General features: G+C 55.6%; 25 protein-coding genes. 23 read left to right on the plus strand and 2 right to left on the minus strand.

All coding sequences use genetic code 11. The features are described from left to right. Positions 1-3 precede the first annotated feature (3 nt). From K2F33_RS08900 to K2F33_RS08980, 17 genes are all read left to right on the plus strand, one after another. Positions 4-648 carry an amino acid ABC transporter permease gene (locus K2F33_RS08900; protein ID WP_089549199.1) on the plus strand — a complete coding sequence of 215 codons (645 nt, stop codon included), beginning with the start codon at positions 4-6 and terminating at the stop codon, positions 646-648. Positions 649-661: 13 nt separating this feature from the next. Beyond that, the gene (locus tag K2F33_RS08905) at positions 662-1,414 is read left to right on the plus strand and encodes an amino acid ABC transporter ATP-binding protein (protein WP_105445771.1); all 753 of its coding nucleotides are present in this window, start codon (positions 662-664) and stop codon (positions 1,412-1,414) included. Positions 1,415-1,499: 85 nt separating this feature from the next. Continuing rightward, positions 1,500-2,714: a M24 family metallopeptidase gene (locus K2F33_RS08910; RefSeq protein WP_263881467.1), complete on the plus strand. Its 1,215-nt coding sequence runs from the start codon at positions 1,500-1,502 to the stop codon at positions 2,712-2,714. Positions 2,715-2,945: 231 nt separating this feature from the next. Continuing rightward, positions 2,946-3,152: a sporulation histidine kinase inhibitor Sda gene (sda, locus tag K2F33_RS08915; RefSeq protein ID WP_089549197.1), complete on the plus strand. Its 207-nt coding sequence runs from the start codon at positions 2,946-2,948 to the stop codon at positions 3,150-3,152. Between the two features lie 321 nt (positions 3,153-3,473). Continuing rightward, positions 3,474-4,175 carry a response regulator transcription factor gene (locus K2F33_RS08920; protein ID WP_076172731.1) on the plus strand — a complete coding sequence of 234 codons (702 nt, stop codon included), beginning with the start codon at positions 3,474-3,476 and terminating at the stop codon, positions 4,173-4,175. Then, positions 4,172-5,161: a sensor histidine kinase gene (locus tag K2F33_RS08925; protein ID WP_263881468.1), complete on the plus strand. Its 990-nt coding sequence runs from the start codon at positions 4,172-4,174 to the stop codon at positions 5,159-5,161. Before K2F33_RS08920 ends, K2F33_RS08925 begins: the two co-directional genes overlap by 4 nt. Before the next feature lie 90 nt (positions 5,162-5,251). After that, positions 5,252-6,022, plus strand: coding sequence for an ABC transporter ATP-binding protein (locus K2F33_RS08930; RefSeq protein ID WP_212984966.1), 771 nt, complete (start codon positions 5,252-5,254; stop codon positions 6,020-6,022). Next, positions 5,997-7,946, plus strand: a complete 1,950-nt coding sequence (locus K2F33_RS08935) for an ABC transporter permease (RefSeq protein WP_263881469.1) — start codon at positions 5,997-5,999, stop codon at positions 7,944-7,946. The genes K2F33_RS08930 and K2F33_RS08935 overlap by 26 nt, the downstream gene beginning before the upstream one ends. A gap of 38 nt (positions 7,947-7,984) precedes the next feature. Next, the gene (locus tag K2F33_RS08940; protein ID WP_089549193.1) at positions 7,985-8,605 is read left to right on the plus strand and encodes a DedA family protein; all 621 of its coding nucleotides are present in this window, start codon (positions 7,985-7,987) and stop codon (positions 8,603-8,605) included. Between the two features lie 31 nt (positions 8,606-8,636). Continuing rightward, entirely contained in the window at positions 8,637-9,464 is an 828-nt protein-coding gene (locus K2F33_RS08945; protein ID WP_263882321.1) for an undecaprenyl-diphosphate phosphatase, read from the plus strand. Positions 9,465-9,595: 131 nt separating this feature from the next. Beyond that, entirely contained in the window at positions 9,596-10,066 is a 471-nt protein-coding gene (locus tag K2F33_RS08950; RefSeq protein WP_263881470.1) for a helix-turn-helix domain-containing protein, read from the plus strand. Then, positions 10,056-10,676: a type II toxin-antitoxin system VapC family toxin gene (locus K2F33_RS08955; RefSeq protein WP_263881471.1), complete on the plus strand. Its 621-nt coding sequence runs from the start codon at positions 10,056-10,058 to the stop codon at positions 10,674-10,676. Before K2F33_RS08950 ends, K2F33_RS08955 begins: the two co-directional genes overlap by 11 nt. 273 nt (positions 10,677-10,949) lie before the next feature. Continuing rightward, the gene (locus K2F33_RS08960) at positions 10,950-11,762 is read left to right on the plus strand and encodes a response regulator transcription factor (RefSeq protein WP_263881472.1); all 813 of its coding nucleotides are present in this window, start codon (positions 10,950-10,952) and stop codon (positions 11,760-11,762) included. A 12-nt stretch (positions 11,763-11,774) separates the two neighbouring features. Next, entirely contained in the window at positions 11,775-12,881 is a 1,107-nt protein-coding gene (locus K2F33_RS08965; protein WP_263881473.1) for a sensor histidine kinase, read from the plus strand. A 189-nt stretch (positions 12,882-13,070) separates the two neighbouring features. Beyond that, entirely contained in the window at positions 13,071-14,006 is a 936-nt protein-coding gene (locus K2F33_RS08970; protein ID WP_089549190.1) for an ABC transporter ATP-binding protein, read from the plus strand. 28 nt (positions 14,007-14,034) lie between these two features. Beyond that, a complete protein-coding gene (locus K2F33_RS08975) occupies positions 14,035-15,162 on the plus strand; it encodes an ABC transporter permease (protein WP_263881474.1) in 1,128 nt (375 codons plus the stop codon). Between the two features lies 1 nt (position 15,163). Continuing rightward, on the plus strand, positions 15,164-16,315 hold the full coding sequence (locus K2F33_RS08980) for an ABC transporter permease (protein WP_263881475.1): 1,152 nt from the start codon (positions 15,164-15,166) through the stop codon (positions 16,313-16,315). Between the two features lie 58 nt (positions 16,316-16,373). Here the strand turns inward: K2F33_RS08980 and K2F33_RS08985 are convergent, their stop codons facing one another. Next, positions 16,374-18,119 (minus strand): alpha-glycosidase, encoded by a 1,746-nt coding sequence (locus K2F33_RS08985; protein WP_263881476.1) that lies wholly within the window; start codon positions 18,117-18,119, stop codon positions 16,374-16,376. A gap of 291 nt (positions 18,120-18,410) precedes the next feature. Here K2F33_RS08985 and K2F33_RS08990 point away from each other — a divergent pair, with 291 nt between their 5' ends. Together K2F33_RS08990 and K2F33_RS08995 are read left to right on the plus strand one after the other, a co-directional pair. Beyond that, complete coding sequence (locus tag K2F33_RS08990) at positions 18,411-19,085, plus strand: response regulator transcription factor (protein WP_076172743.1); 675 nt, start codon at positions 18,411-18,413, stop codon at positions 19,083-19,085. Further along, positions 19,082-20,512 carry a HAMP domain-containing sensor histidine kinase gene (locus tag K2F33_RS08995; RefSeq protein ID WP_263881477.1) on the plus strand — a complete coding sequence of 477 codons (1,431 nt, stop codon included), beginning with the start codon at positions 19,082-19,084 and terminating at the stop codon, positions 20,510-20,512. Before K2F33_RS08990 ends, K2F33_RS08995 begins: the two co-directional genes overlap by 4 nt. A gap of 110 nt (positions 20,513-20,622) precedes the next feature. Here K2F33_RS08995 and K2F33_RS09000 read toward each other — a convergent pair whose 3' ends face one another. Continuing rightward, the gene (locus K2F33_RS09000) at positions 20,623-21,072 is read right to left on the minus strand and encodes a GNAT family N-acetyltransferase (RefSeq protein ID WP_186320250.1); all 450 of its coding nucleotides are present in this window, start codon (positions 21,070-21,072) and stop codon (positions 20,623-20,625) included. Between the two features lie 148 nt (positions 21,073-21,220). Between K2F33_RS09000 and K2F33_RS09005 the strand changes: the two genes are divergently transcribed. The 4 genes from K2F33_RS09005 (at position 21,221) to K2F33_RS09020 (ending at position 25,006) form a co-directional block, all read left to right on the plus strand. Beyond that, a complete protein-coding gene (locus K2F33_RS09005) occupies positions 21,221-22,141 on the plus strand; it encodes an ABC transporter ATP-binding protein (RefSeq protein WP_285855349.1) in 921 nt (306 codons plus the stop codon). Beyond that, positions 22,141-22,860 carry an ABC transporter permease gene (locus tag K2F33_RS09010; RefSeq protein ID WP_089550417.1) on the plus strand — a complete coding sequence of 240 codons (720 nt, stop codon included), beginning with the start codon at positions 22,141-22,143 and terminating at the stop codon, positions 22,858-22,860. The genes K2F33_RS09005 and K2F33_RS09010 overlap by 1 nt, the downstream gene beginning before the upstream one ends. Positions 22,861-22,862: 2 nt before the next feature. After that, the gene (locus tag K2F33_RS09015) at positions 22,863-23,606 is read left to right on the plus strand and encodes an ABC transporter permease (protein WP_089549184.1); all 744 of its coding nucleotides are present in this window, start codon (positions 22,863-22,865) and stop codon (positions 23,604-23,606) included. Between the two features lie 218 nt (positions 23,607-23,824). Further along, a complete protein-coding gene (locus tag K2F33_RS09020) occupies positions 23,825-25,006 on the plus strand; it encodes a GntR family transcriptional regulator (protein ID WP_244169325.1) in 1,182 nt (393 codons plus the stop codon). Positions 25,007-25,203 lie beyond the last annotated feature (197 nt).

Genomic DNA, 25,203 nt, shown 5'->3' on the forward strand with positions numbered 1-25,203 from the left:
TAAATGAAATTGGTAATGGATAATTTGGGTTTTCTGTTTACGGGAGCCTACTACACCCTGCTCATCACGATCGTCTCCATGTTTTTTGGGTTGTTTATCGGACTGTTCACAGCCATCGCCCGGTTAAAAGGAAACCGGCTGATCGCCGGCATCGCCAGGGTATATGTGTCCATCATCCGCGGAACCCCGATTATCGTGCAAATCTTCATCATTTACTACGGCTTGCCCGATTACGGGATTGCACTGCAGCCGATGACGGCCGCCTATATTTCGCTTAGCATTAATATTGGTGCGTATTTGTCTGAGACTATCCGCGGGGCGATCTTGTCCGTGGATAAAGGGCAGACCGAAGCGGCGCTGTCTCTGGGGCTGACGCCATGGCAGACGTTGCGCAAGGTCGTTCTGCCCCAGGCGGCCCGGACGGCGATTCCGCCGATGGGCAATACGTTCATCGGGATGCTTAAGGAAACATCGCTGGTGTCCATCGTTACGGTGACGGAGCTGCTGCGTTCGGCGCAGCTGCTGATCGCGCAGTATTACGTGGCGATGCCGTTCTACCTTGCTATCGCCGTCATGTACTGGGTGATGAGCACAGGCTTTTCGGCGATTTTGAACGTCATTGAGCGGAAGCTGTCCAAGGCTTATTAAGGAGGGAGAAGGCATGATCGAAGTCAGCCATTTAAGCAAAAGCTTCGGATCGTTATCGGTTCTGAAGGATGTGAGCCTGAACATTCGGCAGGGCGAAATCGTGGTGCTCCTGGGACCCAGCGGCTCGGGCAAAAGTACCTTGCTCCGGTGCCTGAACGGCCTGGAGCAGGCTGATGCCGGCTCGGTCCGCATCGACAGCGTCCACATCGAAGCTGCGATGCGCGCCAAAGAGCGAAAAAAGGCGGTCCACGAGCTGCGCAGCCTGACGGGCATGGTGTTTCAGTCGTTCAATCTGTTCCCTCATCTCACCGTCCTGGACAATGTGATCATGGCCCCGATGACGGTGAAAAATATGCCAAAGGAGCAGGCGGTTGACATTGCCGAAAAGCTGCTTGGCAAAGTCGGTCTAGCAGAGAAGAGGGACGAGTATCCTTCGCGGCTGTCCGGTGGGCAGCAGCAGCGGGTGGCGATCGCCCGCGCTTTGGCGATGGAGCCGAAGATCATGCTGTTCGACGAGCCGACATCGGCGCTGGATCCGGAGCTGACCGGCGAGGTGCTGCAGGTGATGCGGCAGCTGGCGGAAGAAGGAATGACGATGGTCGTCGTTACGCATGAGATGAAATTCGCGCAGGAAGTGGCGAATCGGATCGTCTTTATGAGCGAAGGCATCATTCAGGAAGAAGGGGCGCCGGAGCATTTCTTTGCCGGACCGAAGACGGAACGGGCGCGCAAGTTCCTTCGCCAGATGGCGCAGGAGCCGGTCTAAGGCTGGAATATAAACGATGATACACGGACTTAGGAACGGAAATACGGAGACAGGACGGCCTGATCCGAAGGAGTTGAAGCGCAGCATGAATGATCATCAGCAGCATCTGGACATGATTTCGGAGCGGGTACGGCGGATCATGGACAGTGAAAATATCGACGCGCTGGTCGCGACCAGCAGCGAAAATTTTTATTATCTCTCAGGGTATCAGAGTGCCTTTATGTATACCCTGCGCATGAGTGAGGTTGGGCTGGCGGTTCATTTCCGCGATCCCGGGCGGAAGGCAGTCGTTATCATGAACGATTTCGAAGCCGCCGGGTTTGCCGGGGATTCCGAGCGGTATGAGGTTCGCACCTACCCTACTTGGGTAGATGTAGATGATCCGCTTTATTTGAAAGGCGGCAGCTATCAAGGGAAGCGGCCGGTGTCCCCGCAGGCGGAGGAGATGTTCGGCGTCCTTCAGCAGGTGCTGGAGGAGTACGGTATCTCCCGGGGGCGAATTGCGGCCGAGCTGGATGTGATGCGGCATTCTTCCGTGATGGCGCTGCGCAAGGCGTGCCCGGACATTTCCGAGCTGGCCGAGGCGGGGCCGATCTTCACGCGGCTGCGGGCGATCAAGACGCCGTGGGAAATTCAGCAGCTGCGCCGGGCATGCGCTTATGCGGAAGCAGGCGTCGAGTACGCGGTCCGCGAAATCGAGCCGGGCGTTTCTGCCGCAGGGATCGTGGATGCGTTCCGGAGATCGCTGATGCGGAATCCGGACGGGTCGACGCCGCGGTTCCATATGATTTCGGTCGGGGACCACTTTGCCCCTGTACAAGTGTTTGATACCCGGCCAAGCCAGCCGGGGGACGTGATCAAGTTTGACGTAGGCGTCGAGGTGGCCGGCTACGGCTCGGACATCGCCCGCACCTTCGTGCTGGGCGAGCCTGCGGATGTCACGAAGCGGATCTATGAGGCGCTCCGGCGTGGGCATGACCGCCTGCTGCAGACGATCGAGCCCGGGATGCCAATGAAGGCGGCATTCCAAGAGGGGATGAGCGTCATCCGTGCGGCGGGGCTGGGCCAGTACAACCGGGGCCATTTGGGACACAGCGCAGGGCTGAGCCTTGCCGCGGAGGAAGGGCCGTTCATCAGCCCGTCCGAGACGGCGGTTTTTGAGCCGAACATGGTCGTCTGCATCGAGACGCCTTACTACGGCTACGGGATTGGAGCCATCATGATTGAGGATATGCTTCTGATTACGGAGAACGGCGTGGAGCGGCTGAACCGTTTAAGCACGGATTTGGTATCTTTGTAATTATGCGTAACGAAAGTAAAGTTTTGTCTGATTAGGGATTAATTTGACGAATTGATATTTTTGTGGAAAACATTCATCCCGATGAAAGTGCGTTTACAAACCGGCTGACTTGGTTTTAAATAGGGTAAGCCCATTTTCCTCGCAAAATCGGTTACTCATCATTAAGGGTTCCTTTCCTCCTGGAAGATCTCCAGGATTCTTAGGGAACCTTGGAAGATCGGGGGGATTGAAATGCAAATCTTGTCTGATGAACAGCTGCTGGAATGCGTGATGCTGGCCAAGCAGTTGGAACTGGACCCTGAATTTCTGGCCCTGCTGATGTCGGAGCTGCAGCGCCGGGGAATCGAGCTGCAGGATGAGGACGGTGTTCTCCTTCAGGAGGATTATCAGGTATCCGGAAACCGCGAGCTCGATGCAGCTGAAATGTACTTTGCATGATCGGGAGAGTCGTCATGAGACCCGTGAGAGCGCCGATGCAGCACTTGCTTCGGGCTCACCGGTTGAGCACCTGACTGAAGAGAATAAAGGCCTCAGCGATGCTGGACCATTCCATATTCGGTAACAAGATTTTCGCTGCAAGCGGTCTGCTTTCAGTGAATGTATGCAATTGGATCGTTTGAGACAAGGAGCTGCGCCCTTTGGGGCTGCGGCTCCTTTTTTATGGCATTCCAGTCTGGAATTCGGCCCGGCAGGCCGGACATGGTACAATACCAAAGGAGTGAGAAGACACCTTTACTTTTCCAAAGGAGATTTTTCGTCATGTTTAAAATTTTCATTGTCGAAGATGACAAGAAGCTTGTCAGCCTGCTGGAGGAGCATTTGCATAAATTCGAATATGATACACGTTCCGTGACAGATTTCGCTGCGGTTCTGAGCGACTTCCGGAGCTACGATCCTCACCTGGTGCTGCTCGACATCAATTTGCCGAAATACGACGGATACTATTGGTGCCGGCAAATTCGCGGCCTGTCGACATGCCCGATTATTTTCATATCGGCCCGGGAGGGCAAAATGGACCAAGTGATGGCGCTGGAAAACGGGGCGGACGATTATTTGACCAAGCCGTTCGATTATGAAATCGCCGTGGCCAAAATCAGCAGCCAGCTTCGCCGGGCGTACGGTTCGTATGCCGCATCCCAGCAGACGCGGTCCGTCACGGTCTCAGGGCTTACGCTGGACGTGGACAGGCTCTCTCTGACCTTGAACGGGCAAAAGGTGGAGCTCAGCCATACCGAAGCCAAAATATTAGAGGAACTGCTGACCCGCCAGGAGCAGGTCGTCAGCCGCGACCGGCTGCTGGACCGGATCTGGGACGACCAGTCGTTCGTGGATGACAACACCCTGAACGTTTACGTCACCCGCGTCCGCAAAAAACTGTCGGGGCTCGGCGTGCAGGATGCCGTCCAGACCGTCAGGGGCCAAGGTTACCGGCTGCTTCCAAACTGGGAGGACGAAGCATGAAGCTGTATCTGAGAGACCAAGCCCCGCTTATCGCCCTTTATATTCTGCAATTATTTCTCATCACGCTGGTGTACCGGCTGGACGGGTACCGGAACGCCGAGGTCAGCCTATATGCGGCGCTGCTCAGCAGCTTCCTGTTCGCCGGGTACCTCCTGATCCGGTACTGGCGCAACCGGACCTTCTATGCGCGGCTGTCCGCGCCGTCCCCGACGACGGAAGAGCTGCTGAACAACAAGCAGCAGACTCCCTTGTCCCTGAGCCTGCACCGTCTGATCAAGGGGCAGTACCGCCGCTATCAAACCGAGCTACAGCAGTATAAGCACAAGCTCGATTCCCATATTCAATTCATCAACCAGTGGGTGCATCAGATGAAGACGCCTGTGTCGGTCATCCATCTGATCATTCAGCATCAGGACAAGCCGGAGTTCACCGCGATCGGCGATGAGCTCGACCGGCTCCGGAAGGGGCTGGACATGGTGCTGTACACCGCCCGGCTCGACACGTTCGAGAAGGATTTTTATGTGGAAGAGCTGGATCTGGAGCAGGTGGTGCGTTCGGTGACGTCCTCCCAGCGCCGGCTGTTTATAAGGAGCCGTATCTTTCCTGTCATCGAGTTTGAACGGACGCTTCGGATTACTTCAGACGAGAAGTGGCTGTCCTTTGTCATGACCCAGCTGGTCACGAACGCGGTCCGGTATTCCGCAGGGGAGGAGCACCGGCAAATCCGGTTCCGCGGATACCAAAGCGGCAGCGAGGCGGTACTGGACATCCAGGACGAGGGCATCGGCATTCCGCAGGGGGATCTGCCGCGCGTGTTCGACCCGTATTTTACCGGCGAGAACGGCCGGTTGTACCAGGAATCGACCGGGATGGGACTGTACCTGGTCAAGCAGATTTGCAGCCGCATGGGACACGGCGTCGAGATTGAGTCGGAGGAAGGACGGGGAACGACCGTCCGGATCAAATTCAAGCTTACAAATGTGTAAGCTAGTGTAATGTTGCGCGATGGCAGGCTGAAGCAGGCACTGCCTATAATAAGCCTATGACAGAAATCAAAGCGGAGGAGCCTGGAGTACGTGACGATTCTGGAAGTGAAGCATTTGTCGAAAATCTATGAAGGCCGCGTACCGCTGCAGGCGCTCGACCATATCCAGTTCGCGGTGGCCGAAGGCGAATTCGTGGGTGTGATGGGCCCCTCGGGGAGCGGCAAGACCACGCTGCTCAACGTGATTGCGACCATCGACGAGCCGACGGCCGGCGAAGTCTGGATTAACGGGACCAACCCGCATCAGTTGAGCCGCAAACAGACCGCGCTGTTCCGCAGGCGCGAGCTGGGCTTCGTGTTCCAGCACTTCAACCTGCTCGATACGTTGAGCGTCGGGGAGAACATCGTGCTGTCCCTGTCGCTGGACGGGGTGCCCGTACGGGAGATGGAGCGCAGGCTGGAGGAAGTGGCGGAGAAGCTCGGCATTCGCGGGATTCTGGACAAGCGCACCTACGAGATTTCGGGGGGACAGATGCAGCGGACGGCCATCGCACGTGCGCTGATCCACCGGCCTTCGCTGATTCTGGCGGATGAGCCGACGGGCAATCTCGACTCCAAGGCGTCCAAGGACGTCATGGAGACGCTGGATCAGATGAACCGGCAGGAGCAGGCGACGGTGCTGATGGTGACCCATGATCCGGTCGCGGCGAGCTTCTGCCACCGGGTCATTTTTATCAAGGACGGCAAATTCTATAACGAAATCTATCAGGGCAGCAACCGGCAGGCGTTTTTCCAGAAAATCATCGACATGCTGTCGCTGCTGGGGGGAGACAGCCGTGTCCTTTCTACAGTTCGTTTATAGAAACGTCGCCCGCAGCAAGCGGACCTATGCGGCTTATTTTCTCAGCAGCGCCTTCTCGGTCATGATCTTCTTCATCTGCGCCCTGTTCCTGTTCAGCCCCTATATCCGCGGGCAGCTGATCTATCCGATCGTAGTGCAGACGATGATCACTGCCGAATGCATCATGTATCTATTCTCCTTTTTCTTCGTGCTGTATTCGGTAGGCTCCTTTCTGACCTCGCGGAAGCGGGAGATCGGAATCCTGCTGATGCACGGGATGACCAAGGGACAGTTGAACCGGATGGTCCTGATGGAGAACATGCTGATCGGCCTCGGGGCTATCCTGACCGGTATGGCCGCCGGCCTTATCACCGGCAAGCTCTTTTTGATGATCGGTTCCCGTGCCTTTGGCATGGCCCCGATTCCGTTTTACTTGCCCTGGCAGGCGCTGGCGCTGACAGCGGGCGCATTCGTACTGCTGTTCCTGCTGATTTCGGTCTGCACCTCCGTCATGCTCCGGAACCGGACGCTCATCGAGCTGTTTCAGTCCGGACAAAGGCCGAAGACGCCGCCGCGGACGTCCGGCATCCAGTCGCTGCTGGCGGCCGTACTGTTGCTCGCATCCTATGCATTGGCCGCGACGACCACGGTGAATACGATCTACATCCGCATGCTACCGGTCGTCATCATGACCATCGCCGGCACGTATTTCCTGTACACCCAGCTTGGCGTTTGGGTCGTCCGGCTGCTGCAGAAGCGGAGGCTCTTTTTCTGGAAAAAGACGAATATCGTGACGGTCTCCAATCTGGCGTACCGGCTCAAAGACAACGCGAACATGCTGTTCATGGTGACGATCATTTCGACGGTCTCGTTCTGTGCTGTCGGCGTGTTTGCTTCCATTAATACGCTCTCCGGCCAGTTCCGGGAGGACTACCCGGCGGCGGTCAGCTATCTGTCCAAGGGCGGAAATTCTCTGGAAGCGCAGCATGTGCAGCAGCTTGAGGACGAACTTCGCGCGAAGGGGCTCAGTCCAGCGATCGTCAGCTTTCCGGTCAAAAACATCCAGGTCGGCCTGCCAGCCGGCGAAGGGGACCGCGCGCTGCTTCCGGTCATCTCTTATTCCAGCTACAAGCAGGCGGTGGAAGCCGCCGGGGACAGCGACCTGGAGAAGCCGCTGGAGGGCATTGACGCCTTGGTGATGATCAGTTCCGAGCGCGACCGTACCTACACCCGGATCCGGGAGATGGAGGTCTATACGCTGGCGGAAGAGAGGCTGCAAATCCGGGAGATCGGGTACACATCGCGGGTACCCGTGCCTGAGCATGTCCTGCGGGAGATGAAATGGAAGCGGGAGGGCGATTTCAGCGGCCTCGTCGTCAGCGACCGCCTGTTTGACCGTCTAACATCTCCCGTGTCAGTGGACCGGTATACCGGATTCTACGTGGACGATTTCGAGCGTACGCTGGGCCTTGGAGAGCGGCTCGCGCCGCGCGGCGAAGTCCGGTATGACGCCGGACAGCCGTACGCGATGACGGTGAGCGGCACGCTGTATGTGACGCAAATGACGTCTTACCGGGCGATGCTGTTTGCAGCGCTGCTGGTGGGGACGGTGTTTTTTATCGCAGCGGGCAGCTTCTTGTATTTCCGCCTCTATGCGGACCTGGACTACGACCGGCGCCAATACGACACGATCGCCAAGATGGGACTGACGGACCGGGAGCTGAACCGGATCGTAACCGGACAGCTCGCGATGCTCTTTTTCGTGCCGATATTACTAGCCGCTCTGCACAGTATTTTCGCTTTTATGGCGCTGCAAAGCTTCTATTATCTCTCCATCGCTTGGGAAATGGGGGCGGTGCTGGCGTGCTTCGTTACGGCCCAGGTGGCGTACTTTTTCTTCATCCGTTACAACTATTTGCGGAACGTAAGAAAGACCCTGATTTAACGCAGGGCTTCACTATAAACCGTATGGGAGGGAATTCCATGGAGCAGTGGATTACCAGCGTCGTGGAACAGTTCGGTTATGTCGGTATTGCGCTCATTATTGCCCTTGAAAATATATTTCCCCCGATTCCGTCGGAGCTGATCCTTACGTTCGGGGGCTTTATGACAACGAAATCGCATCTGGCCATCCCGGGCGTCATCGCGGCGGCTACAGTCGGCTCCGTGATCGGAGCGGTCATTCTGTACGGCATCGGCCTGCTGCTGGATGTGAACCGCCTGGAGCGGATCGTGGCCAAATGGGGCCGCATCCTGCGGGTCAAATCCTCCGATATCGCCAAGTCGGAGAAGTGGTTCAGCCGTTACGGCTACTTTACGGTGTTCTTCTGCCGGATGATTCCGCTCGTGCGGTCCCTGATCTCGATTCCGGCCGGGATGGCCCGGATGAAGTTTGGTCTGTTTCTGCTCTTTACCACCGTCGGGACGCTGATCTGGAACACGGTGCTTGTGTACTTGGGGGCGGCCCTGGGAGATTCCTGGGAGAGCATTCTGCACTATATGGACGTGTATTCGCATGCCGCATACGCCGTGATCGGCCTGGTTATTGTATGCGTGCTGTTCCTGTACCTCCGCCGCGCGCGGGGAATGCGGGTTGAAAAGTAAACTGAAGGAGTTGTGACACGTTTTGGATTTGATGGAAATCATTAAAGCGGTGATCCTCGGGATCGTCGAAGGATTGACGGAGTTCGCCCCGGTATCATCGACCGGGCATATGATTATCGTGGACGATATGTGGCTGAAGACCGGGGAGTTTCTGGCTTCACCCGTAGCTAATACCTTTAAAGTCGTTATTCAGCTGGGCTCAATCCTGGCGGTGGTCGTCGTGTTCTGGAGCCGGTTTCTCGACCTGCTTGGCCTGCGGAGAAAAAAGCCGGAGGCAGGGGGCAGCCGGGCGCAGGGACGCCTGAAGCTGACCCAGGTCATCGTCGGCCTGATTCCGGCCGGCGTGCTCGGCCTGCTGTTCGATGACTATATTGACGAGCATCTGTTTTCGACGCGGACGGTGCTGATTGGGCTGGTCATTGGAGCGCTCCTGATGATCGCGGCCGACGTATGGCGGCCGAAGCGTCCGAAAGCCGAGACGGTGGACCAGATTACATACGGGCAGGCCTTTGGCATCGGACTGGTTCAGTGCCTGTCCCTGTGGCCGGGCTTCTCCCGCTCCGGTTCCACCATCTCCGGCGGGGTTCTGATGGGCATGAGCTACCGGGCGGCTTCCGACTTTACGTTTATTATGGCCGTGCCGATTATGCTCGGTGCCAGCGGGTTGTCGCTGCTGAAGAACTGGGAGTATTTTACGATGGATATGATGCCGTTTTTCTTGGCAGGCTTTATCAGCTCGTTTATCGTGGCGCTGATCGCCATCCGCTTCTTCCTGAAGCTCATCAACCGCATCAAGCTGGTACCGTTCGCCGTGTACCGGATCGTGCTGGCCGCTATTATTTTTCTCGTCATATGGTAAACGTCCGTTATAAGCCCCTCGCAGAGGGGCTTTTTTGAGATAAGAAATTATACATGGATTTACTTTTGGTTTAATGGTTTAATGAGTTTAAAGGTTTAACCGACGTGTTATAATAATGGTGGGTGATAAATATGTCGATGATTGAAAAAAATGAGCTGGTGAAGCGTTTAGAGCATATAAGTCACAATTCATACCTGCCTGAACAGGATCGAGAAACAATCAAAGATACCATCTCTGTTCTTCAGAGCATGATACAGAAGGATTTTCGGAAAACGGTCAGCTCTGTAGAGAAATTAAGGGAGACTATAAGTGGCGACTTTTACATTGTTGAGGAAGTTGCTGAAATGTTTGGCATCAGTGTGCAGAGCGTTTACAAATGGATTAAACTTGGAAAAATCCATGTTGAACAATTTGTGGCTCCTGGTGGGACAAAGTACCTGATACCGAAGGAACAATTCAAAGCACCTAGGTATCAAAAGCAGATTGAATCTGTAAAACGTACCAAAGAAGCCTTGGCTCGAGTTAAACCTGTCGTTGACGAACCATCCGATCTTTACCCGGTAACGGCCGAAGATGATATGGAGGAGCTCGATGTTAAATAAGGTGATCTGCGACACGAACATTTATATCTATGCTTCCTGGGGGTTTAATCCGGCAATGGAATTGATTAATGAATTGCGTTTTGATCCGGAAGTGGAATTGCTCCTACCCACTGTCATTCAAACGGAGCTGCAGTCCATTCCACGAGCGCATAAAGACCTGGCATATCAGGAAGTCATCCATGAATTTATTCGCTATCCCAAGGAAGAAGGACTCATCATAGATATTAGTGATGAGATTGCCAAGACGGCAGCCGATCTCCGCGTAACGTGGTCTGAGGAGGTGGGGAAGAAGCTCCCCCTTCCGGACGCCGTAATTGCAGCAACAGCAATCGAAATGAATGCGCAGCTCCTGAGCAATAACGATAAGGACTTCAGCTTTGCTGTAGATCGCTTTGGGCTTATTGATCGCACAGAATTAGATTTCTTCATGAAGGAAAATAATTTGGCAAAACCTGTTAAAAATTTGCAGCAAACCTTTGAAAAGGTCTGCTCGAAAATGCATGAAGATGATCTACGAAAACTTGCCTCTACTTTATTTAACATTGTTAATCAAGAATCCAAAAGCCAAATTTTAATGGCTTTTAGTTTAAAAAGGAAAAGAGCAGAGTAACTTTTATTTATCTAGGCCTAAGCTTTGTTATGAGTCGGCTAAAGCAAAGGGACCCCTTCAGAAATAGGAGGGGTTCCTTTGCTTTAGGCATTATCGGAAAAACTGATCTGTGTAAAATACTCCCTCCTCAGCGAGATTCACAATGCTAATCGGTCTATCTTCGTAGCTCACCCCCTACGGAGATTTGATATGATTGTGCTTTGCTGATGCTTAGAAACTCCTTCCAATCCAGGCCGGCCATCAGGTACAATAGGTTCGACAAGGAGGCCTGGCATGAAAATTAGAGTGCTGATTGCGGATGATAATTCGTTTATCCGGGAAGGAATGAAGATCATCCTGAATACGTTCGGGGAGTTTGAGGTGCTGGCTACGGTGAACGACGGGCAGGAAGCGGTGGACTACTGCAGGACCCACGAGGTGGATGTGGCGCTCCTGGACGTGCGGATGCCGAATATGAACGGGGTGGAAGCGACCAAAATATTGACCGAAGAGACCGGAACCAAGCCGCTGATCCTGACGACCTTCGATGACGACGAATACATTCTGGATGCGATCCGTTACGGCGCCAAAGGGTATCTGCTGAAGAACAATGACCCTGAGCGCATCCGGGATGCGATCAAGAGCGTGCACAGCGGCAATAACGTGCTGCAGGACGTGGTGCTGGATAAGCTGAAGTCGGTGATGGACGGACTGCCTGCGGGTCAGGGGAGAAGGACGGAATCGGGTGCCCATCAGGAACATGGCGGAGCTCAGCAACCGGGTGTGCAGGAGGCTGGCGGGAAAGGAGCGTCTGCGACCACGGGGAGTACATCCGGCCGGGGAATAGCGGGAGCATCGGGCGGATCGGCGGCGCAGGCTAAGGGAGCCTCTCCTACCGATTGCCCGTTTGACCGCAGCGTATTCACCGAGCGCGAGCTGGAAGTGATGTCCCTGATCGCCCAGGGGCTGTCCAATAAGGAAATATCCAAAGAGCTGTTTATTTCGGAAGGGACCACGGCCAACTATATTACATCGATCCTGAACAAAACGGCGCTGTCGCACCGCACCCAGATCGCCATCTATTATTTGACCGGCAAGGTCCGGTAGGCGGCGGATTGTATGGAACTGTGGACCGTCGGCAACAAAACGATACTGCTGCTCTTTGTCGTGATCGCCACCTATTTTACGGCAGCCCAACCGGACCCGTGGATCGTGCTGCTGTTTCTCATTTACTCGGCGCTGAATCTGGTGCTGCATATCGTGAAGGGCAGCCGGCTGAAGCAGGGCGCCATCGTGCTGATCGAGCTGTTTTTGATCGGCTGCGCGGTGTATCATCCCTTTTTCACGCTGCTGCTGCCCTTCGGATGTTATGAGCTGGCCACGTTTTATCCCCGGAAGAACGGGGTCGTGCTTCTCGTCATCCTGATTCCGCTGATCTTCCTGCGGGATTCGATGATGGTTCTATATATGTTCGCGGCCGCGCTGAGCTATTTCAATTATGTGCTGGTCCGGCAGTATATGGGCAGAATCGTCCGCCAGGAAGACGAAAACGAGCTGATACGCAAGGATATGCACCGGCTGGCCCGGAGCTTGAACGAAAACAGGGACTTCGCCAGGGCCTCGGAATATATGGTGAAGCTGGAGGAACGCAGCCGGTTAACCCAGCAGATTCATGACGGGATCGGGCATGCCATGACCGGGGCCCTGATCCAGATGGAGGCCGCTAAGCGGCTGCTGCATAGCGACCCCCATACCGCGGAGAATCTTCTCCAGAACGCCATCGGCATCTCGAAGGAGGCCATCGAGGAAATCCGCCTCACGCTGAAGAACAATAAACCCCCGGTGGAACAGCTCGGACTAAGCCGCCTGAAAACGGCGGTTGAAGCCTTTAGCGGCAAAACGGGGATGATGACCTCTGTCGTTCATGACGGGAACATGGAAATCATCACCCCTCTCCAATGGAAGATCATCTATGAAAATGTGACCGAGGCGCTGACCAACAGCGCCAAGTATTCCGGGGCTACGTCGGTGCATGTGGAAATCCGCGTGCTGAACCGCTTCATCAAAGCGGTCGTCTCTGATAACGGCCAGGGCTCGTCCAAGATCGTTAAAGGCCTGGGCCTGATCGGCATGGAAGAGCGGACGGCATCCGTGAACGGCACGGTCATCGCCGACGGCTCCCAGGGCTTCACGGTCACCACGCTGATTCCGTACGGCAGGGAATGATAAATTTCATATGACAGGTCATGCCCCCACGGCAAAGACATGAATTTTCTCATGGATCAAGGATGAACTTATGCACTGACATAAGGTCATCCTTTTTTATTAAGATAAGAGCATCAAGACAGATGGAGCGGGCGAGATGCATGCGCCCTGTCGATCTGTTAAAAGGACAACGAAACGGAGTGGGATGAAATGAACGTGCTCGATATTCGGGGGCTGACCAAAAAATTCGGCGAATTCGTCGCCGTGGACAATATGTCGCTGACGGTAAGGGAAGGGGAGATCTTCGGCTTTCTCGGGGCCAACGGCGCCGGCAAAAGCACAACGATCAATATGGTATCCTCACTGCTGCGCCCGAGCAGCGGGGAAATCCGGATTTTGGACCGGGACATCACGAAGCAGAGCCGGTTCGCCAAGCTGAACCTGGGCATCGTGCCGCAGGATCTGGCGATCTATGAAGATATGACGGCATATGAAAACGTGAGCTTCTTTGCCGGATTGTACGGTCTGCGCGGCACCCAGCTCAAAGAACGGACGGAGGAAGCGCTCGAATTTGTCGGCCTCAGTGACAAGGCGAAGAGCCTGCCGAAGAACTTCTCAGGCGGAATGAAGCGGCGCTTGAACATCGCCTGCGCGATCGCTCATAAGCCGAAGCTTATTATTATGGATGAGCCGACCGTCGGCATCGATCCCCAGTCGCGGAACTATATCCTGACCTCGGTGCGGAATTTGAATGAATCGGGCTGCACGATTATTTATACGAGTCACTATATGGAAGAAGTCGAGGAAATCTGCTCGCGGATCGCCATTGTGGATCATGGCAAAATCATCGCCGAGGGCACGAAGGAGCAGCTGAAGTCAACGATTACCGACGTGAAAGACATCCGCATCGAAGTGAAATCGGCGCAGCCTGCGGCGGCAGGGGCGCTCAAAGCGATCCCGGGCGTGCGGACGGTGCTGCAGGAAGAGAACATGATCCGGATTCACAGCGACGCGGCGGTCGACAACCTGAACCGGATTCTGAAGCAGCTCATGGATGACGGGATGGAAATCCGCTCGGTGGAAGAGCAGGAGCCCAATCTGGAGACGGTGTTTCTGACCTTGACGGGAAGAAATTTACGGGATTAATCGCTTAAGCGGGGAGGAGGTTCATGAGGTGAATATTTTATCGATTGCATTTAAAGAAATCAAACAGGATTTCCGGGATCGGCGCACACTGATATTTATGCTTGGCTTTCCGATCATTCTGATGCTGATTCTGGGCCTGGCCCTGACGAACGCATTCAGCGGCGATTTGAGCGTCGGTGACCTGAAGGTGGTCGTGAAGGACACCACCGGAGGAGGACCGCTGTCCGAAGCGTTTACTGCCTTTACCAAGGAGGCCGGAAAATCGGGGATCACATTCGATTCGCTCCCGGAGGGGAAGAACGGCCGGACCGAAGTGGAGAACAACCGCTACGTGGATTATGTGGAGCTGAGCGGGCAGGGGATTTCCCTCTACGGCAGCAGTCGCAGTACGATTGAGAGCAATATCGTGCAGGGGATGCTGACATCCTTTGCCGATAAATACAATGCGGCTGCGGCGGTTGCGCAGACCGAGCCTGCCCAGGTTCAGGCGGTGTTTGCTGGCGGAGCCGGGTCGGACTACATCAAGGAACTTTCGATCAACGCGGACCGGACGCCGGGGTCGATCGATTACTACGCGCTGGCCCTGACGGTAATGGTCGGTATGTGGGCGGCCATGCCGGCCGGAGGGCTGATCCAAAGGGAAATCTTGCGCGGAACGGCGGTGCGGCTGGTGACGGCTCCTGTACGCAAAAGCGAGATATTTGCCGGCAAGGTGCTGGGCGGCATCGTGACCAACTTTCTGTTCGTGATCGTCATTATCGTCTTCAGCAAGTACGTCTTCAAGGCGTATTGGGGGGAACATTTGGGCATCGTCCTGATCGTGCTGCTGTCGGAAGTCATCATGGCGCTGAGCCTGGGCCTTGCCTTCAGTTATCTGCTCAAAGGCAGCGCATCGCGGGGCATTGTTTCTCTGATCGTTCAGCTGATGTCCTTCTTTGGGGGAGCGTACTTTCCGATAGGGGACGAAGCCGGGGGAGGCATCATGGGATTTCTCGTGAATTTGTCTCCGATCCGCTGGGGAAATCATGGATTGACCCAGGTGATTTACGGAAACGACGTATCCGCTGCCTGGCCGGCGGTCGGCCTGTATATCGGCTTTGCCATACTGTTTCTGGGCGCATCCATCGCCGTCATGAGACGCAGGGAGGGATTGTAACATGTGGAAGGATATCTGGTTTTTGGTGATCCGGACACTCCGGGCCACATTTCGCAAACGCAGCACGATGATTCTGTACTTCGGGCTGCCGATCGCTGGCATATTGGCTTCCCTGCTGCTCTATGGATCGCAGGGAACAACGGAGCTGCGGGTTGGAGTAGTCAACGGGGATGACGGGCAAACCATCGCAGCCGATACGGTTCAGTTTGTTCAAGGTCTCGACCATGTCAAGGTCGTGAACGTGACCCAGCAGGAGCTGCAGGATCAGCTTGCCGCAAGCGATCTCGACAGCGGGCTGATCATCGAGTCCGGCTACTCGGAGAGCGTTCGGAGCGGCAGCCCGGACCATATCGCGATTCAGTCGGTGAAGGGCGCCCAGGTAACGGCGTATATGAAATCTATGCTGTACGGATATATCGACAACGTGGCGGCTATGGGCAGAATTTCGGCCGGAAACGACGCGAAGTTCCAGCAGCTGTATGACCGATACCGTTCGGCGGACTTCAAGGTCACCTCCGAGTCTGTCAATGACACGTCGACCACGAAGGAGATGTCCTACCAGTCCATCGGCTTTCTGCTGATGTTTATGATGACCTCGGCAGTGAGCTTGTCGGATCTTATCCTGAAAAACCGGGAGAACCGCACGTACTTCCGGGTGCTGTCTTCGCCGATTAACGCCAGGACGTACGTCATGGCCAACATCTTGATGAATCTGATCGTCATGCTGGCGCAGATCGTGATCGTCCTGTTCTTCATGCGCGTCGTGTTCCGGATCGATCCGGGCATGCCGGTGGCACAGATGTTCGGCATTCTGCTGCTGTTCTCCTTGGTATCGGTGAGCATCTCCCTGGTGATCGTGGCCTTCTCGAAGAGCTCCGCCATGGCCGGCGCGCTTTCGAACCTGATCGTCACACCGACATGCCTGCTCTCCGGCTGCTTCTTCCCGATCAGCATCATGCCGGATGCGATCCGCCGGGTGTCCGACTTCCTGCCCCAGAACTGGGTGCTGCAGTCGATCGAGAAGCTGCAGTCCGGCGAAGGCTTCGCCGGCGTATGGTTCAACCTGTCGATTCTGTTTGCCTTCGCGGTGGTATTTTTCCTCATCGCGACCTACAAGTTCGGCAGAAACAACGATACGCGTAACTTTGTGTAAAACTAGCTTTGGCGAAAAATAAGGGACCCCAGGTACGAAACCTGGGGTCCCTTGCTTCTTATTTGTCCGCTTTAAGCATGGCGCAGCCGTATGCCGGCAGCTTTACTTCAAGCTTGCCCTGGCGGGCAGACGCGGTTTGGCCAGTGCGGATATCCGTCCAGCTTGATTCCTCCACGTCGACCGAGAGGGTATCCTCCTGGGCCGAATTGTTCATGAGAATGACGATCTTGTCGTTCTCATCCTCGCGGGAGTAAGCCAGCTGCGTGCTTCCTTCCTCCGCGGACAGGAACGTCAGTCTTCCGGTGCGGAGCGCACCGTACTGATGACGCAGAGCGATCAGGTCCTTATAGAACGCCAGCAGGTCCTGGTCCTGCTTGGCAGCATCCCACTGCATGCACTGGCGGCATTCCGGGTCCTGACCGCCGATGAGGCCGACCTCATCCCCGTAGAAAATGCACGGGGTTCCGGGGAACGTGAACTGGAACTGGGCGGCCAGCTTCATTTTATGCTTGTTCCCTTTGCATTTGGTCAGCAGGCGCGGCGTATCATGGCTGTCCAGCAGGTTGAACGCCACTTCGTTCGCCTGGCGCGGATAGCGGGAGAGCTGCTTGCCGATCGCATTGGCGAATCCTTCGGCATCCGTAATTCCGTCGACGAAGAAGTCGAGCGCCGCGTTGGTGAACGGATAGTTCATGACGGCGTCGAACTGGTCTCCCTGCAGCCAAGGTGAGGACTCGTGCCAGATTTCGCCGAGAATATAAGCGTCCGGTTTCGCCTGTTTTACGACCTGGCGGAACTCGCGCCAGAACTGATGGTCGACCTCGTTGGCCACGTCCAGGCGCCAGCCGTCGATGTCGGCTTCCTTGATCCAGTATTCCGCGACCTTCAGGAGGTACTCCTTCACTTCAGGGTTTTCGGTATTCAATTTCGGCATGAGCGGTTCAAAAGCAAACGTGTCGTAGCTCGGTACGCCGTCCTCCACGCCGATCGGGAACTTGCGGATGTGGAACCAGTCCTTGTAGCGCGACTGCTCTCCTTTTTCCCGAAGGTCCAGGAAAGGGGCGAACGTCCGGCCGGAGTGGTTGAACACCGCATCCAGCAGCACGCGGATGCCCCGCTCGTGGCAGGCGGCCACGACCTTCTTCAGCAGCTCCATATCCCCGAATTGTGGGTCGATCGTTAAGTAATCTTCGGTATCGTATTTATGGTTGGTCGTCGCCTTGAAAAGCGGCGTGAAATAAATTGCATTGACGCCCAGCTCGCTTAAATGATCCAGGTGGTCGAGCACCCCCTGCAAATCCCCGCCGAAGAAGTTGTCCCGCTCAGGCTCGCCGCCCCAGGGCAGCGTTCCTTTCGGATCCAGCGACGGATCGCCGTTTGCGAAGCGCTCAGGGAAAATTTGATAAAAGACCGCGTCCTTCACCCATGCCGGCACGGTGAAAATATCGACCGGATTGATGAAAGGATACTCGAACAAACGGTCCGGCGTCTCTGGCGGCTCCGGAAGGAAATCGTATTCGGTCATCCAGTACTTTTCCTTGCCGTCCTCGAGCAGAAATCCGTATTTCAGCCGGCGGTAGGGAGGCGTCACTTCGCATTCCCAGTAATCAAACAGTTCGTCGGAAACCAGCTTGATCATCGGGATATACTCCATCGACTCCTCCCAAATGTACTTGTCTCCGGCCATGGCCGATACCGAAGTCACGTCGTCTCGTTTGGTGCGGATTCTCAGGTGGATGGTACGTCCGTCATAGGCATAACACCAGTTTAGTTTGGGGCGGTGGTACACAGCTTCCAGCAGCATCTCATTTTCCTCCTCACGCAAAAAAGGCACAACCAGGGTCCATTACTTCAGCCCGAGGTTGTACCTTCATTTAGGGTAACATAGCCTTTAAATTGAAATACTGAGAACATCGGTTAAGGAAACGTCCGTGCTCAGGTAGCTAAAATATAGCATGATTCCTTCTGGGCTTCAACCTGTAAAATTGTGCGGCCGATCAGTGAACGCTCCTCCTCTTCCAGCGAAATAGGGTATAATCACAATGAAATTACCTTGGGAGCTTAGGCCTGAAACAGACAGAAAGGAACGATATCATTGAACGTATCACTGTTATATATCGAAGACGACGCCGAGATCGGCGAATGGGTCTGCCGGGACCTGACCGAACGCGGATATCAGGTGGAATGGCAGCGCAGCGGCGAAAGGGCTGCGGAGCTTGCGGCCAACAGCAAGCTGGTTATTCTCGATGTCATGCTGCCGGGCCTGGACGGATTTACGGTGGGACAAAGGCTGAAGAAGGCGTACCCGGAGCTGCCGATTCTGATGCTGTCCGCGCGGACGTCCATCGACGACAAGCTGGAAGGGCTGCAGTTTGCCGACGATTACCTCACGAAGCCTTTTCACCCCGACGAGCTGGCGGCCCGCATCGAAGTGCTGCTCCGCCGGTCGGGATCGGTCGCGTCCGATGTGCTGGAACTGAAGCACTTGTCGGTACACGAGCGGGAGAACCGGATTGTGAACCGCGAGACCGGGGAAGAGATCATCCTGACCGGCAAGCAGTATCAAATTTTCAAGTTTATGCTCCGGCATTTGGGCCAGATCCTGACCAAAGAGCAGATCTATGAGGGCGTGTGGGGCGAGCCTTATTTCGACGGAGACAAAACGCTGATGGTGCACATCCGCTATCTCCGCGAGAAGCTGGAACGTGACCCGGCCGCGCCCGAAATCATTGAAACGATCCGCGGTGTCGGCTACCGCATCAAGGCATGAAGACGGGCAGAAGCGGAAAGTTCCGCGGTTCGCTGCTGTCGAGATACCTTTTAATTATGGTCATCGCGCTGCTTTTTATTCCGGTGGTGTTTCCTGCGGCGCTGATCGGATATCAGCTCGTCAACTTGAATATCATCGATCCGCTGTTTCCCTCGGAGCCGGAGCAGGAAAATCCATACACCGGCTTGCGCCTTGAGAGAACGTGGCATCAGGAAGCCAAGCAGCTGAAGGACAAAACCCCGGAGCAGATCGATGCCAGGCTAAAAAAGCTTAGCCAGAAGTACGACAAGGCGGCCGTGTTCTGGGTTGACGGGCAGGGCAACCTCAGGGAGCCGGGGGACAGCAAGCTGGACCTTCCGAAGCGGTGGAGCGCGTCGGATGCGATGGCCTATATGAAGAAGTACCGGGAATCCTACGGGAAGTTTACGGTGGTTGCTTTTATCGGGGATGCAGAGTCTCTAGGCAAGGGATTTATGGTCATCGAGGTGCCGAAGGAAGTGCAGAGCACCCGCAGCGACTCGGTGTCAGACCGGACATTTTACTTCGTATATGTACTTATTCTGCTGATGTTTTTGGCCTTTGTCGCCGTCTCATGGATGTTCTTCGTGAACATGAGAAGGCGGCTGCTGAGCCTGCAGTATGCCATGACGGTGCAGGGTCAGAACGGACTGCCGGAGCCGATCCAGGTCAAAAGGGAGGATGAAATCGGACAGCTGGAAAACGCATTTAACGGGATGGTGGCCAAGCTGGGCCGAAGTTTGAAGCGCGAGCGGGAAGAGGAGGAGCTGCGCAAGCGGCTGATCGCCAACCTGTCGCATGACCTGCGTACGCCGCTGACCGTCATCCGGGGCCATGTCCATACGCTGCAAAAGGAGCCCCTGTCCGATCGGGGACAGGAGCTGCTGAAGCTGACCGAATCCAAGCTCGGCGATCTGGGCGGGCTTATCGATAACCTGCTGTCGTATAATCTTCTGACGAGCGGAAGATACACCCTGCAGCCGGTGCAGGCAGATGTGCTCCGGATCGTGAGGGAAAGCGCGGCCGCCTGGTATCCGTTGTGGGAAAAGGAAGGCTTCGAGGTGGATGTCTCGCTGCAGGAAGAGCCGCTGTGGTGGCTTGTCGATATCCAGTGGTTCCGGCGGATTCTGGATAACCTGTTTCAGAACGTGCTGAGGCATGCCCATTCCGGTTTGTATATCGGCATCGCAACTGAGACGGCCGGGGGCAGGACGGCCATCGTCATTTCCGATCATGGCCAAGGCATGCAGTCGTCTTCCGGCGGCAAGGGCGCCGGGATTGGCCTCGCGATCATCGGCTTCCTGACGCGCGAGATGGGGCTGTCCATGCTGATCGAGAGCAGTTCGCAGGGGACAAGGGTCCTGCTGTACCCTGCGGGCTCGGAGAAACCGGGACTGATGATCAAGTGAAGCCTTGGTTTTGACCATAGAAAACTTACACCCCCTTGTTAGCTGAAGCCTAACAAGGGGGTGTAGTTTAATCAGAGCGGTTTTCTGTATACTTTCACGTGATGAATATTTCAGCTGTTAAAGGATTTGATGAAGTTTTTCTGATCCTTGGTGAACACGTATCCACGTCGTTCGTAGAATCGGTGGGCCTGGACGCGGCTCGGATGCGACAGCAGCTTGACTCCGGAAAACCCGTGGCTTCTCCCCCATTGTTCCAGATGGCTGATCAGCATACTGCCGACCCCTTGATTCCGGTGTGATTTTTTTACGACAAACCCCAGAACGTTGATCAGCGAGTCGGAAAAGAGCAGCTCATAAGGACTGCCGTGAATGTATCCGACGACTTCTTCATTTTGCTCGCACACAAAAATGACATCCTTCGTCTGAGCCGTGATGGCTTCAATCCTCTTCTTCACCCGGTCCTCGGTAAACAACCGCAGATCCGGGTTGAAATCCTGATTCAATACGTAAATATCGCGGTAATCCGCTGCTTCAATCTGCCTAACCGTGCAATCCGTCAATGTTACGCCTCCAATCGTCAAGAGATGACAAGTTTCTCTCATTTATGGTAGAGGCTGGCGCGGATTTTGGCAATGGAGTTTTAAACGAAATTTAAACTTGGAGCAGCCTGTCTTTTAACCTTGGCCCGGTAAGATGGGTATCGAGGTGATGATCGTGAGTGAACTCGTGATACAGACGAGAAATTTGAACAAAAAATACCGCGGCCGCTATGCCGTACGCAATTTGGATTTGGAAATCGCCAAGGGGGAAATTTACGGCTTTCTCGGACCGAACGGGGCCGGGAAGACGACGACGATCCGGATGCTGCTCGGCCTGATTCGCCCGACCGTGGGCTCGATCCAGATTTTCGGCAAGGATCTGAGGAAGGATAAAATGAATATCCTGCGCAAGGTCGGGTCGCTGGTCGAATATCCTTCGAACTACGGCCATCTGACCGCCGTGCAAAATCTGGAGGCGATCCGCCGCATCCTCGATGTGCCGAAGGCGCGCATCCACGAAGTGCTGGACATCGTGTCCCTCACGAAGGACGCGAAGCGCCCCGTCAAAGGGTATTCGCTCGGGATGAAGCAGCGGCTGGGCATTGCCGCCGCTCTGCTCGGAAGTCCGGAGCTGCTGATCCTGGACGAGCCGACCAACGGGCTGGATCCGGCCGGGATCCACGAAATCCGCGAGCTGATCCGCAGCATGCCGAAGCAGCACGGGATTACCGTGCTCGTCTCGAGCCACCTTCTTTCCGAGGTCGAGCAAATGGCCGGGACCGTCGGTATTATCCGCGAAGGGGAAATGGTGTTCCAGGATACGATCGACAATCTGAAGCAGCAGGCCTCAGGTGGATTCCGCCTGGTCGTATCGGAGCCGCAGGAGGCGCTGGTTCACCTGATCGGCCAAGGCTATACCGGCCGGATGGAAGACGGGGCGATCAAGCTGGACCAGCTGAGCGATCCGGAAGTGGCGCTGCTCGTCAAGCGCCTCGTAGACAACAACCATGCGATTTACCGTGTGGAGGAGAAGCGACGCTCGCTGGAAGATATTTTCATGCAGGTGATCGAGCAGGGGGGATTCTCATGATGGTGGCGCGCGCGCTGTCGGCCGACTTTCTGAAAATGCGCCGCAAAGGGATCTGGCTCCTCGTTATTCTGGGCTCGGTCGGACTGCTGGCGATGCAGGGGCTGAATTTCGGCCTCCGGTACGACTACCTGCTGCAGCGCTATCAGGATGATCCGTGGGCCGGGCTGATCGGGGAGATCTTCTCGTTCGTGCCGATCGCCCTGTTCCTGGGCACGACGCTGATCGCTTCGCAAATTGCCAACGTCGAGCATGGCAGCAACTCCTGGAAGCAGCTGCTGGCACTGCCGATTTCGCGGGGCGCGGTGTTTACGGCCAAATATCTGCTGGGGATCATTGCCTTGGCGGCATCCTGCCTGATTTTGTCCTGCGGAACCGTCGTCCTGGGATTGGCCCTCAAATTCAGTCCGGACCATATTCCGTATTTGACGATTCTGAAGCTCAGCTTTGTGCCTTTTCTGGCGGCGCTGCCGCTGTTTGCCCTGGAGCTGTGGCTGTCCCTGACGTTTAAAAATCAGGCGCTGCCGATCACGCTCGGCATTACCGCCGCCATCGCTTCGCTGTTCGCGGGGAATTACCCGGAATGGTTCCCGCTGGCCTGGCCCCTGCTGTCGTTCTATGGAAAGGCGTCCCCGGCCCTGCCGGTAGGCGGAGGCATCATTTTGGCATTTATCATTTATTTGGTTGGCATGGGGCAATTCCGCGGAAAGGATGTGGACTAGAGATGCTGAGTTACTTTCGGGTGTTATCCGCCGAACGGCTGAAGATGTCCCGCTCTCTGATCGTGCTGCTTATCCTGGTCAGTCCGCTCGTCTCCGTCCTGGTCGGGCTGCTGTCGGACGTCGATAGCCGGCAGCAGCCATGGCTGGTGCTGCTCGGTGCCTTGAGCATGCTGCATGCGCTGCTGTTCATGCCGATCATGTCGGGAATCTTCGCCGCCTTCATCTGCCGCTACGAACATCAAGGGGGCGGGTGGAAGCAGCTGCTGGTCCTGCCGGTGACCCGGTCCGGGGTGTTCCTGGCAAAGTATACGGTCATTATCGCTCTGCTGCTGATCATGCAGGTGCTCTTTCTCGGCGCATTGCTGCTGGTCGGCGCCGTGAAGGGCCTGCCCGGTCCGATTCCGTGGACGGAGATCGGCCGCAGCCTGCTGGGCGGCTGGGTCGCCTGCCTGCCGCTCGCGGCGCTGCAGCTGGCCGCCTCGCTTATGTGGAGCAGCTTCGCGGCCCCGCTGGCACTAAACGTGATGTTCACCATCCCGAATATGCTGGTGGTGAACTCGGCCACCTATGGTCCTTACTATCCCTGGGCGCAGCCGTTTCTGGCAACCCTGCCGGCAGGCACGATGGAGGGAGGCGGATTCGGGGCGCTGAACCTGCCGTTTGAAAGTCTGATGATTACGGTCGTCGGCAGCTTTGTCGTCTTTTTCCTGATCGGGTGGATCTACTTCCGGATGAAGGAAGTATAGAAGGTTTGGATTGCTGAAAATAAGGGTAAAGCAACATAAGGGCGTCCCCGCTGGGGGCGCTCTTTTTTTGTGCTGGGGCAGGGTGAAGATGCCGTTCAACGGGGGTTCCAGTCCGGCGGCTATTCACAAAGCGAATATAACATGATATATTATTTAGAGATTGTAGAATGGTTCAGCTGAGCTGAACTTGTGGACCCAGAGTCAGAGGAGGTTGCAACGTGTCGCATGAATCGTCGTCGAAGCCGATGTACGAACAAATTTTTGAAGAACTGCGCGATCAGATCGTAGCCGGAAAATATATGCCGGGGGAGCGGATCCCATCGGAAAAGGAGCTGGGCGAAGCCTACAGCGTCAGCCGGATCACCAGCAAGAAGGCGCTGGAGATGCTTACGCAGGAGGGATACATTGTCCGCCAGCCGGGGAGAGGCTCCTTTGTGGCCGAGGATTATGAAAGCGGGGGAGGAACACCGCCGTCCCGCGCGGGGGCAGCGTCCAAGCGGCGCCGGGAGAGCGGCAAGCTGCTGATCGGACTGGTCATGACCGACTTTGGGGACAGCTATGGAACGGGCCTCGTCTTCGGCATGGAGGAAGCATCCCGCGAGCATGACAGCTATTTGATTCTCCGCAGGTCATTAGGAGAGACCGCCAGAGAGCAGGAAGCGATTCAGGGCCTTCTGGAGATTGGGGTGGACGGGCTCATTATTTTCCCGGCGCAAGGTGAATACTTCAATGCCGAAATTTTGAAACTGGTCATCAGCGAGTATCCGTTCGTGCTGCTGGACCGGCACCTGAAAGGCGTCTCCGCCAGCTCCATCAGCACGGACAACGTATCGGCGTCCAAGCAGCTGATCCATTATCTGTTCGGACTTGGACATACCCATATCGGCCTTATGACCACCCCGCCCCGGGATACGACCGCCATCGAGGAGCGGATCGAAGGATTTATCCAGGCCCATGCGGAAAGCGGCATTGCCGCCGACCGGAGCCTGTGGATGGAGAACATTACGGCGACGCTGCCGGCTGCCTTTGTACCGGAGAACAAGAAGAAGGAGAAGGAACATATCAAGCGCCATCTCGCGGCCCATCCGGAGATTACCGCTCTGTTCGCCATGGAATACAACATCGCCAGGCTTGCTTATGAGGCGGCGCTGGAGTCGGGGATCCGTGTGCCGGAAGATCTGTCGATTGTATGCTTTGACAGTCCGGATGACGCTGCCGGCTCCTTGTTCACCCATATGCGGCAGAAGCAAAATGAGATGGGGAGGCTCGCCTTTGAAAATGTGCTTAAATTGCGAAACGGCGAGAGCGTTCCCGGTAAAATTCTGCTGGATGCCGAGCTCGTCGAAGGCTTGTCGGCGGGACCTGTCCGGAACGGCGGGCTTGCCATGAAACACAAATAGAGTTGAAACCAAAGCGGCAGGCCTCAGCGGGAATGCCGTTTTTCTTTTAAATAATATAATATTTAACGATAAAATGTTATAAAAAGTATATTGACATGTTAACTTACCAACAAATATAATTTTTGTGTATTCATACGGTAGCATAGCTGATATATTCATTAACTTTCGACGCTTATGATGCCATAACCAAGGAGGAG

This window comes from Paenibacillus sp. PSB04, from assembly GCF_025809195.1.
In the GTDB taxonomy this organism is placed as follows: Bacteria; Bacillota; Bacilli; order Paenibacillales; family Paenibacillaceae; genus Paenibacillus_AQ; species Paenibacillus_AQ favisporus.

Coding starts and splice junctions, on each gene's coding strand:
- K2F33_RS08980 (WP_263881475.1), top strand. CDS start 15,164: ATGTGGAAGGATATCTGGTTTTTGGTGATCCGGACACTCCGGGCCACA.
- K2F33_RS08960 (WP_263881472.1), top strand. CDS start 10,950: ATGAAAATTAGAGTGCTGATTGCGGATGATAATTCGTTTATCCGGGAA.
- K2F33_RS08955 (WP_263881471.1), top strand. CDS start 10,056: ATGTTAAATAAGGTGATCTGCGACACGAACATTTATATCTATGCTTCC.
- K2F33_RS08900 (WP_089549199.1), top strand. CDS start 4: ATGAAATTGGTAATGGATAATTTGGGTTTTCTGTTTACGGGAGCCTAC.
- K2F33_RS08950 (WP_263881470.1), top strand. CDS start 9,596: ATGTCGATGATTGAAAAAAATGAGCTGGTGAAGCGTTTAGAGCATATA.
- K2F33_RS08985 (WP_263881476.1), bottom strand. CDS start 18,119: ATGCTGCTGGAAGCTGTGTACCACCGCCCCAAACTAAACTGGTGTTAT.
- K2F33_RS09010 (WP_089550417.1), top strand. CDS start 22,141: ATGGTGGCGCGCGCGCTGTCGGCCGACTTTCTGAAAATGCGCCGCAAA.
- K2F33_RS09015 (WP_089549184.1), top strand. CDS start 22,863: ATGCTGAGTTACTTTCGGGTGTTATCCGCCGAACGGCTGAAGATGTCC.
- K2F33_RS08940 (WP_089549193.1), top strand. CDS start 7,985: ATGGAGCAGTGGATTACCAGCGTCGTGGAACAGTTCGGTTATGTCGGT.
- K2F33_RS08995 (WP_263881477.1), top strand. CDS start 19,082: ATGAAGACGGGCAGAAGCGGAAAGTTCCGCGGTTCGCTGCTGTCGAGA.
- K2F33_RS08965 (WP_263881473.1), top strand. CDS start 11,775: ATGGAACTGTGGACCGTCGGCAACAAAACGATACTGCTGCTCTTTGTC.
- K2F33_RS08945 (WP_263882321.1), top strand. CDS start 8,637: ATGGAAATCATTAAAGCGGTGATCCTCGGGATCGTCGAAGGATTGACG.
- K2F33_RS08920 (WP_076172731.1), top strand. CDS start 3,474: ATGTTTAAAATTTTCATTGTCGAAGATGACAAGAAGCTTGTCAGCCTG.
- K2F33_RS08970 (WP_089549190.1), top strand. CDS start 13,071: ATGAACGTGCTCGATATTCGGGGGCTGACCAAAAAATTCGGCGAATTC.
- K2F33_RS09005 (WP_285855349.1), top strand. CDS start 21,221: ATGATCGTGAGTGAACTCGTGATACAGACGAGAAATTTGAACAAAAAA.
- K2F33_RS08925 (WP_263881468.1), top strand. CDS start 4,172: ATGAAGCTGTATCTGAGAGACCAAGCCCCGCTTATCGCCCTTTATATT.
- K2F33_RS08910 (WP_263881467.1), top strand. CDS start 1,500: ATGAATGATCATCAGCAGCATCTGGACATGATTTCGGAGCGGGTACGG.
- sda (WP_089549197.1), top strand. CDS start 2,946: ATGCAAATCTTGTCTGATGAACAGCTGCTGGAATGCGTGATGCTGGCC.
- K2F33_RS08905 (WP_105445771.1), top strand. CDS start 662: ATGATCGAAGTCAGCCATTTAAGCAAAAGCTTCGGATCGTTATCGGTT.